This is a genomic window from Devosia sp. (assembly GCF_030689745.1).
In the GTDB taxonomy this organism is placed as follows: domain Bacteria; phylum Pseudomonadota; class Alphaproteobacteria; order Rhizobiales; family Devosiaceae; genus Devosia; species Devosia alba.
The window spans coordinates 37646-50428 of sequence record NZ_JAUYGL010000079.1 but is presented as its reverse complement, the minus strand read 5'-3'; the positions used below and the strand labels follow the sequence as shown (position 1 = coordinate 50428).

The following is a 12783-nucleotide window of genomic DNA, read 5'->3' as shown; positions in this document are numbered from 1 at the left end:
GATGTAGCTAAAACTTGATTAAAAAAGAGGCTGTATCGGAGATACAGCCCCAAGGTCGGGGAGGAAAGGAGCAACCCCTGTACTTCACTCAGCCACGAGTGAATTCTTACAGAACACTCAGCGGGTACTCGACTATCAGGCGGACTTCGTCGATATCGCCGTCGATCTGGTCGGCGGTGCCACGATGCGTCGCTTGCCGAACCATGAACGACAGGTCCTTGGCCGCGCCTGCCTGCACCACATACTTGGCCTCGATATCGCGTTCCCAATGCTTGCCATCGGCCCCGGCAAATGCATTGTTGGGATCGGTGCCCGAGCTGTCGATGCCGCTGCCGCGGATATAGCGCGCCATCAGGGTCAGGCCCTGCACGCCATAACTGGCCAAGTCCAGGTCATAGCGCAGCTGTACCGATTCTTCGCCTGGGGAGTTGAAGTCCGAGTACTGCACCGAGTTGGCCAGGTAGATGCCATCGAAGCCGATGTAATCGAAGCCGGCCTCGTCATCGATCTGCTGGAAGGCCAGGGTCAGGCCGTGGGCACCGGCGCTGTACTTGGCGGCCAACGACCAGTCGGTGTTGTCGATTTCGCCGGCCAGGCGCTTGCCTTCATCGTCGGTGCGGTAGAGGTTGAGGTCGACATTCAGCGACCGCTCCTCGCCCAGGTCGAAGGTGTAGCCGAGATTGGTGTAGTAGCGATCCCAGGTATCCTCGACGCGGGAAGCGTACAGGCCCAGGGTCAGGTTATCCGTTGGCGTGTAGAAGCCCCCCACCCAACTGATGGCGTCACCGACATCGCCGGCGTACTGGATCAGCAGTTCGTCGTCGGAGTTGGTGCTGTCGAACTTGTTCATCGCCGTGAAATGACCGGCGTCCAGGGCCAGGCCGTCGATCTCCTCGCTGGTGAGGACAAAGCCGGTGGCGGTTTCCGGCAGCAGACGGGCATCGCCGGTGCCGACCACCGGGTTGCCGAAGCGCTGCTCGCCATACTTGAGCACGGTGTTCGACCAGCGCAGCTTGACCACCCCGCCCGCCTCGCTCCAGTCCTTCTCGGGCTCGCCATCACTGCCGACCGGGACCAGAAAGGTGCCGGTACGACCGCCGCCACTGTCCAGGCGGATGCCGAGAAAGCCATAGGCATCGACCCCGAAACCCACAGGCCCTCGGGTGAAGCCGGACTCGTAGACTGCCATGATGCCGTAGGCAGCTTCCTCGCGATAACCGTTCTCCTGGCCGGGCTTGCTGGCGTTGGTGCCGGCGCCGTTGAAACCGCCGTTACGGAAATCACGGTTGAAGTAAAAGGCGCGATTGAGCAGGTTGAAGCTGCTGTCCTCGATAAAGCCCTGGGACTCGGATTGCTGACTGGCCAGAGCCGACTGACTGATGGCCGCGACAACGGCCAGACTGAATAAACTGAGTTGGAACGGGCGCATTGGGTACCCCTCTTGCGTAGGCGATGCGCCACCCCACAGGGTGGACGCTTGTTGTTCTACCAATGCCAGCGCAAACGGCTGACCTACTTCGAGTTGGGTACCGAGATTTTGTTACAGCTCAGTATCGAGCCAACACCAGCTTGTCTTCATCGCGATAGGCAATCAGCAGCAGGCTGGCGGCGAAGATGATCAGCGAGGGGTAGAACAAGGCATTGCTGCCCGTGAATACCCAGCCCCAGGGATCGATTACCGACTGCAGCACGGCAAAAAGTGAGGCCGCGTTGAACAGTACCTGCACCGGGTAGACCCAACGCCGTGCAAAACCCACGACTACGGCCAGGCCAATGAGCATCTGCAGCACACCCGCCACCCGCAGCGCACTCTCGGCGGCGAGAAAGCCGAAGTAGAAGGTGTTGGCCACCGCCATGCCGTGCTCGACGTTGAACAGCTTGTCGGCGCCCCAGATAACCAGCAGCCAGCCAAGCGATACGCGCAGCAGCATCAGAGTCCAGATTTTCATTACAACGTCTCCTGGTAACGGCCGGGCTCGTGCCCCGGCCAGGGTTGTCCGCCGCGACCGGGTTGGTCGGGCGAGTATGGGAACTCACGGCTTGCCGATATGCCGACTGATAAAAGCGCGGTCGAGGCGGTCTTTCCACCAGCCGAGTAGTTCACCCTCGGCGGTAAAACCCGCCCAACTGAGCATGGCTCCGCCCTGGCCGTCGGCCAACAGCGCCAGTGAGCGGCGTTGTGGCAAAAACAGGGTCAAGGGAGAACCGCTGAGTGCTGCGCTCAAGTTGGCAGCCAAAACAGGCCCCTGGCGCACGGCATACACGCCACTGCGCGGTGTTGCGCCGAGACTTGCGCAATCGCCCGCGGCAAAAACCTGCCGATGAGAAAGGCTCTGCAGCGTCTTGCCCACCGTCACGAAACCGCGCTTATCGCAGGCCAGCCCGGACGAGCCTAGCCAGGGCAAGGCACTGGCACCCGTGGCGAGAATTACCCGCCCGCCACGCCAGGCAACCTGGTTGCCGGCCAGCAGCGCATCGCCATCGATTGCATCCACGGCAATACCCTCCCGTACCACCACGCCGGCCTCGGCCAGGCGGCGCACCGCGCGCTTGCGCAGCGCCGGCGGGTGGCCGACCAAGACCTGTGTACTGCTGAGCAAGGTGAGTGCTGGCACCAGAGGCGTAAGGGCCAGCGCCAACTCGACTCCGGCGGCGCCACCACCGAGGATGGCCAGTGCTTGTGGCGCTTGCTGCCACAGCTCCCAGCCCTTGAGAAAAGCCTCGAAAGGCTTCACCGGCAGTACCTCCAGCGCCGCGCCGGCACCTCTTGGCACCCTGGGTTGCGAACCCAGGTTGAGCGATAGCCAGGTGGCTGAGAGGTGCCGGCCATCTGCCAGTTCGACGCTATTGCTGGTCGGATCCAGGCCAAGCAAGCGGCCCTGCAGCAGCTCGACATCGATAGCCGTACACAATGCCTGTAAAGGGATCCGGCACTGCTCCGGACGGTAGAGGCCCGCCAACAGGCCAGGCAACATGCCCGAGTACCAGGCATGCGGGCCTTCACTGACCAGGGCGATACGCCCCTTCGGCCGTTGCCCGTTCAACCACAGGCGCAACACGCCCAGATGGGCATGCCCCGCTCCCGCGAGCAACAAATCGAAACGGCCATTCACGAGGCTTTCTCGCTCACCTTGAGCGCAGGGAGGGCATCCACCTTGGCGCCGCCCAGACGCCATTGGTGGTAACGCGCGACCCAATGCAACAGCGCCTGCGGGGTATGGGCGCGCTTCCACTCGCCGGCCACGTACTTGTTGGCTTCGGCCATGGTCGGGTAGATATGGATGGTGCCGAGCACCTTGTTCAGGCCATAGCCCTGCTTCATCGCCGCGACGTACTCGGCGATCAGCTCGCCGGCATGCTCGCCGACTATGGTCACGCCGAGGATGCGGTCCTTGCCCGGCTCGGTCAGCACCTTGATATAGCCATGGGCGGCCTCGTCGGCGATGGCCCGATCGAGCTCGTCGATGCCGAAACGGCTCACCTCATAGGCGATGCCCTGCTCTTTGGCCTCCTGTTCGTTGAGGCCCACCCGGGCCACTTCCGGGTCGGTAAAGGTGGCCCAGGGAATCACGCGGTAGTCCACCTTGAAGCGTTTGAAACCGCCGAACAGTCCGTTCACAGCGGCAAACCAGGCCTGATGCGCCGAGGTGTGGGTGAACTGATAGGGGCCGGTCACGTCGCCCACGGCGAAGATATTGGGGAAGCGCGTGGCCAGGTATTCATCGACCTCCAGGGTGCCATTGGCGCGCACTTGCAGTTGCAGCTCCTCGGCGCCAAAGCCCTTGACGTTGGCCACCCGGCCCAGGGCCAGCAGCACCCGATCGAAGGCGATGCGCACTTCGCTGTCATCGGCCAGGTCGAGGCAGACCAGTTGCCGTTGCCCCTCGACCACCTCGAAACGCACGGCCTTGTGACTCAAACGTAGCTGCACCCCATCGTGGCGCAGGCTGGCCATCACCGCCTCGCTGGCCTCGAGATCCTCACGAACCAGCAGGCGCTCGGTCATTTCCACCTGGGTCACGGCGCTGCCCAGGCGCTGAAAGGCCTGGGCCAGTTCGCAACCGATGGGCCCGCCGCCGAGCACCAGCAGGCGCTTGGGTTGCTCGCGCAGGTTCCAGACATTATCCGAGGTCAGCGGCTCGACCAGTTCGATACCCGGGATCTTCGGCACCAAGGGTCGGGCTCCGCTGGCAATCACGATGGCGCGGGTGCTCAGGCTCTGGCCATTGACCTCGACCGTCCACGGCGAGGTGATCTTCGCTTCGCCCTCGATCACTTCCACGCCCAGGCCGGTGTAGCGCTCGACCGAGTCATGCGGCTCGACGTCGGCCACCACCCGCTGCACGCGCTGCATCACCGCGGCGAAATCGACCTCGGCTGTTACCGGCTTGAAGCCCAGCGCCTCGGCCTTCTTCAGTTCATTGGCAAATTTTCCCGAACGCAGCAGCGCCTTGGACGGCACGCAGCCGGTGTTCAGGCAGTCGCCACCCATCCTGTGCTTCTCGATCAGGGTGACCTTGGCTTTCACCGCGGCGGCGATATAGGCCGAGACCAGCCCGCCGGAGCCCGCACCGATCACCACCATGTTGCGATCGAACACCTTGGGCTTGATCCAGTCGGCGTAGACCTTGCGCGCCTTGAACAGATCCACCAGCTTGCGCGAGGCAATGGGCATCAAACCCAGCAGGACGAAGGCGCCGACCAGCCCCGGCGAAAGAATCCCGCCCAGCGAGTCCAGTTGGCCCAACTCACGGCCGGCATTGACGAACACCAGGGTGCCGGGCAGCATGCCCAGCTGGCTGACCCACCAGTAAGTACGCGCCGGTAACTTGGTCAGGCCCATGGCCAGGTTGATCAGGAAGAACGGAAACACCGGCACCAGACGCAGGGCGAACAGATAGGACGCCCCTTCCCGCTCGATGCCCTGATCGATACCGGCCAGGCGCTGGCTGAACCGGGCCTGGACCCAGTCGCGCAGCAGAAAACGGCTGATCAGCATGGCCAGGGTCGCCCCAAGGGTGGAGGCAAACGACACCAGCAGGGTGCCGCCGAGCAGGCCGAACAAGGCGCCCGCAACCAACGTCAACAACACCGCGCCAGGCAGCGATAGCGCCGTAGCCACCACGTACAGCAGGAAGAACAAGCCACCTGCCAGCAGCGGGTTGGCGGATACCTGTGCGTTCAGGGCGGTCTGTTGTGCCTTGAGGGTCGCCAGGTTGAGGTACTGACCCAGGTCGAACAGGAAGAAACCTGCCACCAGCAGCAGAATGATGCCCAGCAGGGCCGCTTTACGCTTGTCCATGTGAAGAGTTCCTTAATGGTTATCCAGCGCGCCGCCGCAGCTCGATCCCTGCCCGGCCGTACAGGCGTAGCAATGATCGCGGGTGACAATAGGGTTGCCTGCCAGGCTTGATGAGCCGAGCAGATCGCGCAGATGGGGGCGGTCACGGCCGATCAGGCCGGGCACGACCAGGGGCAATTCGAGCATCTGATTGAAATCACAGTCGTACAGGTAGCCCTGCCAGTCGACGCTGACCAGACTTTTGCACATCAGCGCGTCGAGGTTTTCCGGGCGGTAGCTGTCGCGCAGCAGCTGCATGTAGCTATTGAAGCTGCCCTTGCTCACCAGGGTGCTGCCGAAACGGGCGATCGGCTGGTTGGTGATGCACAGCAGATTGTTGAAATAGATGCCGAAGTCCTCGGCCAGGTGAGCCTTGTAGTCGGCCTCGAGCTGCGCTTGTGGCGGGGGCAAGCTGGCACCTTGCGGGTTGTACACCAGATTCAGAATCAAACCGCTGCCATCCAGGCCATAGCCCAGCTTATTGAGCTGCAGCAGGCCTGCAATACTGGCGTCGAACACGCCATCGCCGCGCTGCTTGTCGACGTTATCGCGCGAATAGCACGGCAAGGAGGCACTGACTTCCACCCCTTGCTCGGCGAGAAAACCGGCCAGGTCTGCATAGCCCGGCTCGCTGAGGATGGTCAGGTTGCAGCGATCGATAACGCGCAAGCCTTCACGGCGGGCGTGGCTGACCAGTTCGCGAAAGCGCGGATGCATCTCGGGCGCACCGCCGGTCAGGTCCAGGGTTTGCACCGAATGGGCGTCGATCACCCGATGCAGCAGCGCCAGGCTCTCGTCGGTCATGGCTTCGGTACGGGTTGGCCCTGCGTTGACATGGCAATGCAGGCAACGCTGATTGCACAAGTAGGTGAGATTGACCTGCAACGCTTGCAGTTGGCCTCGGGTGATCGCGGGAAAGCTCAGCGCGTCGAGCAGGGGTAAAGTGGCATGCATGAGGATTAAAACTCGTGGAGAACTATGCTTTTGAGACGCGAAGCGATCATTCGTTACGGCGGTTGGGCAACGCCAGGCATTAATCGCCGGCAGGCAAGCGGCGGGCAATGTCGCGCAAACTCTCGAGCGTGATCTCCGGCTCAACCCCCCAAGGGTCGAACGGCGTGCCAGGATCGCGGCGTAACCAGGCGGTGCGCAGGCCGGCATGGGCGGCGCCGAGAATATCGAAAGGATTAGCCGAGACCAGATACACCTGGGCCGCCGGCACGTCGCAGCTGCGCACCAGATGGGCATAGACCTGTGGATCGGGCTTGAAGGAATGCACCTCCTCGACGCTCACCACCGCCTCGAAACAGTCACGAATTGCGGCCCGTTTCAGCAGTCGCTCCACGGCCTCGCGACTGCCATTGGAGAAGGCATACAAACGCGTGCCGCGACTGCGTAGCGCTTGCAAGCCGGCCAGCACATCGGGGAAAGCATCGAGGTCGGCATAGGCCTGCATGGCCAGTTCGATCGCCTCTTCGCCGATCGCCACCGAGTGCTCGCGACAGGCGAACACCAGGGCTTGCCGGGTACACACCGAGAAGTCGCAGTAGTCGCGCATCAGGCCCCGGCGAAAGCTGTACTCCAGCTGCTTCTGTCGCCATGAGCGCGAGACGGCCGGAGCCTTGTCGCCGAGCAGTTCGGTTAGCCTGGCGAGCACGGCCTGGGTATCGATCAGGGTGCCATAGATGTCGAAGGCCACAGCGTTGTTCATGGGGGAGCTCCTGGTTATGCCGCTCACTTACGGACTGAAAAGTCCAAAATAAGGCAAAAAAATTCAGCGCAAGCTCGCCATCACCAGCTCGATGACGGTCAGCAGATCCTTCTGGGTGATGGCGGACTTGGTCTGAGTGCGCAAACCGCTCATGGCGCAGTGCATGTACAGCGCCAGGGCAGCGGGCGATTGTCTATCCGACAACTCGCCGCGGGCCTGGGCCTGTGCGAAGGCGCGCTCGAATACCTGGCGAAAACGCCGTGTGGCCAACTCGATCAAGGGCTGTACCGCAGGGTCAGTGGTGGAGAATTCGTTGGCCACGTTGACCAGCATGCAGCCCCGTGGTGTGCCCCGCTGCGCATCCTCGAGCACCGACAGCAGGCACTCGCGGACGAAGCCCAGCGGCGACTCGGCCTGCTCCAGGCGCTCGAGCATGTGCCTGGCGCGGGTCTCGAAATAGCGGGTGAAGGCGGCCTCGAACAGGCTCTGCTTGTTGCCGAAGCTCTCGTACAGGCTGCTCTTGGACAGCCCGGTAGCCATCAGCAGATCCTGCAGGCTGGTGGCCTCATAACCCTGGCTCCAGAAAAGCTGCATGGCATTTTCCAGGACAAGGTCGGGGTCGAAGGTTCTTGGGCGTCCGCGGTTCATGCCGCGCATTATGGACCGATCATTATTTAATTCACAGCGCGGGCGTCCTCAAGCTGTAACAAAAGCTCTTGGTCGACATCAGAGTCGAGCAGCCCGGTACAGCTAGCAGGCTGCCTGGATTGACATCCGAACCGACCAGTCCAGAATAAGCCGAATCACTGAAACGCAGCCCACTATCGCTCCACCTCTGGCAGCAGGCGCTTCGGCTTCAGATTAAAAGACCATTCAGTCCATATAACGAGGAAATCACCATGCTCAGCGAATACCAACTGACCCTGCCCGCACTCGACCCGACCAGCACCGACGCCCGCGGCCAGGCCGTCCTGGAGAAGGCCAAGGCACAGGTCGGCTTCATCCCAAACATGTACGCCAATATGGTCAACTCCCCCGGCCTGCTGGAAACCTACCTGGATGGCTACAGCGCGTTTCGCAACGAATCGGGCTTTACCCCGGCCGAACAGGAACTGGTGTTCCTGGTGATCAGCCGCGAGAACGGCTGCGAATACTGCGTCTCGGCGCACAGCTTCCTGGCCGATATGAAATCCGGTTTGGCGCCTGAGGTCACCGACGCGATCCGCGATGGTACTCCTGTCGGGGACGCCAAACTGGCAGCGCTGGCCGAGTTCACCCGCACCCTGTTCCACAGCCGCGGTTTGCCTTCGCGGGCGTCGGTCGAAGCCTTCCTCGCCGCCGGTTACAGCGAGCGCCAGATCCTGGAGATCGTCCTGGCGCTGGCGGTGAAGACCCTCAGCAACTATGCCAACCATCTGTTCCATACGCCGCTCGATGAGATGTTCAGCGGACGCGCCTGGACGCAGAAGTAAAGACACCGACAGCGCTGCACCGCACCTGGGAAAGCCTCAGGTGTGGGCAACGCCAATAACACCCCGTGGGGTGATATGGGGGAATCATGCTGCTCAATTTGGCCAAACTGACACTCAACATCACCTCCGACTCACTGGCTTTGCGCCTGGTCGCCTCACTGGCATCGCGCACACAGCGCCCTCCTATGGATAAGGCCCAGCGCGCCGCCATAAGCCAGGCACAAGCCATTCGCTACGGCGAACGGGCCACTCATACGGCCTGGTGCTGGGGCGAGGGTCCACTGGTGCTGCTGGTACATGGCTGGAGTGGTCGAGCGGCGCAGATGGCGCCTCTGGCCAGGCAAATTGCCGCGCGCGGTTACCGCGTAGTGGCCCCCGATATCACCGGCCACGGCGACTCCCCTGGCACGCGAACCCAGTGGCATTTCTTTCGTCGCGATCTAGTGCAGCTGGTCAACGGCCTCGACCAGGACATCCATACCCTGATCGGCCATTCCGCCGGAGCCCTGGCCATGATGGCCGCCCGTCATGCCGGCGAAATAAGGGCCAGCCGCTATACCTGCATCTGCGCGCCCTCCCATCCCTTCCCGCCGATCGAGGTGATCCGGCGCAAGCTGGCCCCGCGACCAGCCGTCATCAGCCGCTATCAGAGATTGATCGCCGAACAACTGGGCGCATCCTGGGAAGATATGCAGGCCGGCACCCTCTACCGCGGGTTAAACGAGAAAACCCTGCTGATCTATGACCAGGACGATCGCATCGTAAATCACAGCGAAGGCGACAGGCTGGTCGGGCTCTCGCCCAGCGCGCAGCTTATGAAAACCCAGGGTTACGGCCACAACAGAATCCTTACTGCGCCCTAGGTAATGGAGGCACTGAATCGATTTGTCGACCTTTAACGCAAAGGGACTTGAGTCCACCAGTCACGCTGGGCAGCGCCGATAGATCCATAACTCTAGTCTGCGAGCAAGAAAGACAGGTCATCAACGAGCTGTTTCAACTGGGACAAGAGATTCTGCATAACCAGCCATTCAGAATGGCTATTGGGAACGAGCCTGGAACGGTTCGAACCCGGGCAGGCGGTGCTCTCCCTCGAAATCAGGGATGAGCTCAAACAACAACACGGTTTCGTGCATGGCAGCGTGGTGAGCCACCTGACCGACAACGCCCTGACCTATGCCGACGACCCCACGCTGGGGGACTCGGTCACCGTGGAGTACAAAATCAATTACCTGCGCCCGGCCATCGGTGAGCGCTTGATTGCCAGAGCCAGCGTCCTGACCGCCGGAAAATGGCAGGCCGTTTGTCTGTGCGAGGTTTTCGCCCTGGCAAATGGGGAAGAAAAACGAGCTGCCGGCGCTCAGGACACTATTACCAAAGCCGGCGAGTAAGGCTTTGTCCGGCCCAAGAGCCATAACTGCAACTCCATGAGGAATTCCAAGCATGCTGGCAAAACTCATCATCACCTTCGGCGCGCTGCTCTATGGGCTTGGCGTCCCCCTACTGGAAATCAACCAGACCCATGTGTTCAATCCGCAATGGGAGCCCCACATGCGCCTGCACGAGGTGTGGCAACTGGCGACAAACTCAGCCCTGGCATTGCTGGCGCTGTGGCTCGCCTGGGCGCGCAATAACATCAGGCTGCCGAGCATCCTGGCCATGCTGGTGACCGGTGGCTTCCTGTTCGCCTACCTGATGCGCGAGGGCTATGGCGGTTCGATGGTGCTGTCGGACGGTAGCGAGAAACTGCTGTTCGGCCTCAACCTCGGCGCCTTTGCCTTCGGCGCTGTCTTCCTGCTTTCCGTGCTGACCCTGCTGCTTCCGAGCAGCGAGCGAGCAGCCGTAGCCCAACGTTAACCAGGACCAGGTGCGCCATGGATAGAAATCTGATTTTCCTGCCGGTGCTGGTTCAAGTCGCCTTGACCCTGTTCATGTTCATCCGCTTGGGGGCGGTGAAATCCCGCGCCATGCGCCTCGGCGAAGTCGACGAGCGGCGCCGCGCGCTGCATAAGGACGCCTGGCCCGACTACGTGCTCAAGGTCGCCAACAATATCGACAACCAGTTCGAGACCCCCGTGTTGTTCTACGTCCTGTCATTCATGGCCTGGGCCAACGACGGGATCGACTGGCTGCTGTTATCCCTCTGCTGGGGCTTCGTCGGCACACGCCTGGCACACGCCTACATCCATGTCGGCGCCAACCTGGTCGCGTTGCGCAGGAAGGTGTTCACGGCCGGCGTGCTCATCCTCGTGCTGCTCGCCGCCCTCGATCTGCGCCCTTTTCTCGGGCTGTAACAAAGTGCCGTCGCGTTCATCTTAGGCAAGAACAGTTTTCGTATCCGGCTAGTCGAGAGGTAGAGCCATGAGTCAGATCACCCTGTACACCAGTCAGCACTGTCCTTATTGCCGCATGGCCGAGCAGCTGCTGGCGCGCCGTGCGGCCGGGCCGCTGCACAAGATCCGCGTCGACCTCGACGCACAGGCCCTGAGCGCAATGATCGCCAGGACCGGCCGCAGGACGGTGCCGCAGATCTTCGTCGGCGAGCGGCATGTCGGCGGCTACGACGATCTGGCGCGGCTCGACAGCGCGGGCGAGTTGTCCCCCCTGTTGGCGGCATGCCAATAGCTGGAGGCATCGACTGGACTTCCAGGCGAACCGGAGTGCCCATGCACGCGAGCCCCTCGATGCAAGCGCAAAGGCGATGGACTGCTGCGGTGCTTTGTCTGTGCATCAGCAGTTCGGCCCTGGCCATGCCGCCGGAGGGGCCGGCCCGCCTGCTGTCGGCCAGTCACGAGGAGTACGCGAACGCAATGCTTTCCGGCGGCCCCGGCAAGGACGGCATTCCGGCCATCGACAGCCCGCGCTTCAGCGACGCCGCGAGCGCCGATGCCTATCTCGAGCCCCAGGACATCGTCTTCGGCGTCTATCACCAGGGCCAGGCGCGCGCCTACCCGCAGCGCATCCTGGTCTGGCACGAGATCGTCAACGACCGCCTCGGCGAGGATGGTTTGAGCATCAGCTATTGCCCGCTCACCGCCACTGCCGTCGGCTTCAAGCGCGGCGCCACCAGCCTCGGCGTTTCCGGCAAGCTGCTCAACAGCAACGTGGTGATGTACGACCGCGCCAGCGACAGCCATTGGTCGCAGATCGCCGGCGTGGCCATCGACGGCCCGGCCAAGGGCCGCAGCCTGGAGGAAGTGCGGGTAGTCTGGACCACCTGGGCAAGGTGGCAGGCACGCCATCCGCAGACCCAGGTGCTGACCCGTGCAACCGGCGCCCTGCGCAACTACAACCGCGACCCCTACGGCAGCTACCTGCCGCTGCAGGGCTACTATGCCGACCCCGGTGTAATGTTCCCGGTCATGCACCAGGACAGCCGCCTGCCGGCCAAGCGGATGGTTCTGGGCTTTCGCAGCGAACGGGTGGCCATCGCCGTCGACAAGGCGCACCTGAGCGAACAGGCAGTCCTGCACTACCGCCATGGCGACGAATACTTTCTGATCATAGCGGACCAGCAACTGGATACCGGCTGGGTCTACCGCGCCGATGCGCCGATCGAGCTGGATCCGGCCAACCTGCGCTTTAGCGCCGAAGGGCCACAGGCTGCCGAACTCGAAGGCCTGGAGCCACTCAACGCCTTCGACGCCATGTGGTTCGCCTGGTACGCCTTCTACCCGCAAACGGTGCTGCTCGATGGTTCGCACGGCCCCTGACAAACTGCTGATCGGCTGCCTGGCCGTACTCTATGCCCTGCTCTACCTGTACGCCATCGGCGACCTGGACATCGGTCGGGCCGGCTGGAACTGGCAGGCCCTGGACTGGCAATGGCAACGCCTGCTGGCGCGCCGCGGGCCCTGGCACTTCGAGGCCGTGGCCATGCTGGAACTGAGCGTGATGGTACTGCTGATCAGCCCGGCCAACCTGGCCCTGGCCGGCGTGCTGACACTCCTGCTGGGCCTCAACCTGCACGGCGCCCTGGCGCTACGTGCCAACGCCCAGTGCTCGTTGTCCCAGGGCGCGGCCTCGAGCGCAGGATTGTGGCCGGCGCTGCTCGCCGGCGGCGCCTGTTGCGCCCCCAACCTGCTACTGGCGTTGGGCATTCCGGGGCTCGGCGCCTTCGTCGGCCTGTTCGCCTGGCTGCTACCGCTGTCCCTGGTGCTGCTAGTGCTGAGCCGCTGCTGGCAACGGCGTCGCGGCGCACCCCGGGTGCTGCGGTTGCTCTAATTGCCAGCCCACGGTTCTGCGCTCCGACCAGCGGC

15 protein-coding genes are annotated in these 12783 nt (G+C 62.8%); 8 read left to right on the top strand and 7 right to left on the bottom strand.

Annotated elements, in window-relative coordinates; all coding sequences use genetic code 11:
• Positions 1–106: 106 nt before the first annotated feature.
• The 7 genes from Q8O80_RS06990 to Q8O80_RS06960 form a co-directional block, all read right to left on the bottom strand.
• Complete coding sequence (locus Q8O80_RS06990; RefSeq protein ID WP_305578352.1) at positions 107–1429, bottom strand: OprD family porin; 1323 nt, start codon at positions 1427–1429, stop codon at positions 107–109.
• A gap of 118 nt (positions 1430–1547) precedes the next feature.
• The gene (locus Q8O80_RS06985) at positions 1548–1949 is read right to left on the bottom strand and encodes a DoxX family membrane protein (protein WP_305578350.1); all 402 of its coding nucleotides are present in this window, start codon (positions 1947–1949) and stop codon (positions 1548–1550) included.
• 84 nt (positions 1950–2033) lie between these two features.
• Positions 2034–3113, bottom strand: a complete 1080-nt coding sequence (locus Q8O80_RS06980; protein ID WP_305578347.1) for an FAD-dependent oxidoreductase — start codon at positions 3111–3113, stop codon at positions 2034–2036.
• Positions 3110–5302, bottom strand: a complete 2193-nt coding sequence (locus tag Q8O80_RS06975) for an FAD-dependent oxidoreductase (protein ID WP_305578345.1) — start codon at positions 5300–5302, stop codon at positions 3110–3112. The genes Q8O80_RS06980 and Q8O80_RS06975 overlap by 4 nt, the downstream gene beginning before the upstream one ends.
• A gap of 12 nt (positions 5303–5314) precedes the next feature.
• Positions 5315–6403, bottom strand: coding sequence for an arsenosugar biosynthesis radical SAM (seleno)protein ArsS (gene arsS, locus Q8O80_RS06970; protein ID WP_305578343.1), 1089 nt, complete (start codon positions 6401–6403; stop codon positions 5315–5317).
• Positions 6375–7052: a haloacid dehalogenase type II gene (locus Q8O80_RS06965; RefSeq protein WP_305578341.1), complete on the bottom strand. Its 678-nt coding sequence runs from the start codon at positions 7050–7052 to the stop codon at positions 6375–6377. The genes arsS and Q8O80_RS06965 overlap by 29 nt, the downstream gene beginning before the upstream one ends.
• A 63-nt stretch (positions 7053–7115) precedes the next feature.
• Positions 7116–7646, bottom strand: coding sequence for a TetR/AcrR family transcriptional regulator (locus Q8O80_RS06960; protein ID WP_305578339.1), 531 nt, complete (start codon positions 7644–7646; stop codon positions 7116–7118).
• 305 nt (positions 7647–7951) lie between these two features.
• Here Q8O80_RS06960 and Q8O80_RS06955 point away from each other — a divergent pair, with 305 nt between their 5' ends.
• The 8 genes from Q8O80_RS06955 (at position 7952) to Q8O80_RS06920 (ending at position 12748) form a co-directional block, all read left to right on the top strand.
• Positions 7952–8524, top strand: a complete 573-nt coding sequence (locus tag Q8O80_RS06955; protein WP_305578337.1) for a carboxymuconolactone decarboxylase family protein — start codon at positions 7952–7954, stop codon at positions 8522–8524.
• A gap of 86 nt (positions 8525–8610) precedes the next feature.
• Positions 8611–9387 (top strand): alpha/beta hydrolase, encoded by a 777-nt coding sequence (locus Q8O80_RS06950; protein WP_305578335.1) that lies wholly within the window; start codon positions 8611–8613, stop codon positions 9385–9387.
• A 180-nt stretch (positions 9388–9567) separates the two neighbouring features.
• The gene (locus tag Q8O80_RS06945; RefSeq protein WP_305578332.1) at positions 9568–9915 is read left to right on the top strand and encodes a PaaI family thioesterase; all 348 of its coding nucleotides are present in this window, start codon (positions 9568–9570) and stop codon (positions 9913–9915) included.
• Between the two features lie 52 nt (positions 9916–9967).
• On the top strand, positions 9968–10381 hold the full coding sequence (locus Q8O80_RS06940) for a hypothetical protein (protein ID WP_305578330.1): 414 nt from the start codon (positions 9968–9970) through the stop codon (positions 10379–10381).
• Between the two features lie 17 nt (positions 10382–10398).
• Positions 10399–10818 carry an MAPEG family protein gene (locus Q8O80_RS06935; protein WP_305578328.1) on the top strand — a complete coding sequence of 140 codons (420 nt, stop codon included), beginning with the start codon at positions 10399–10401 and terminating at the stop codon, positions 10816–10818.
• A 67-nt stretch (positions 10819–10885) separates the two neighbouring features.
• On the top strand, positions 10886–11149 hold the full coding sequence (gene grxC, locus Q8O80_RS06930) for a glutaredoxin 3 (RefSeq protein ID WP_305578326.1): 264 nt from the start codon (positions 10886–10888) through the stop codon (positions 11147–11149).
• Between the two features lie 41 nt (positions 11150–11190).
• Positions 11191–12237 (top strand): DUF3179 domain-containing protein, encoded by a 1047-nt coding sequence (locus Q8O80_RS06925; protein ID WP_305578324.1) that lies wholly within the window; start codon positions 11191–11193, stop codon positions 12235–12237.
• Positions 12218–12748 (top strand): hypothetical protein, encoded by a 531-nt coding sequence (locus Q8O80_RS06920; protein WP_305578322.1) that lies wholly within the window; start codon positions 12218–12220, stop codon positions 12746–12748. Before Q8O80_RS06925 ends, Q8O80_RS06920 begins: the two co-directional genes overlap by 20 nt.
• The last annotated feature ends 35 nt before the right edge of the window (positions 12749–12783 follow it).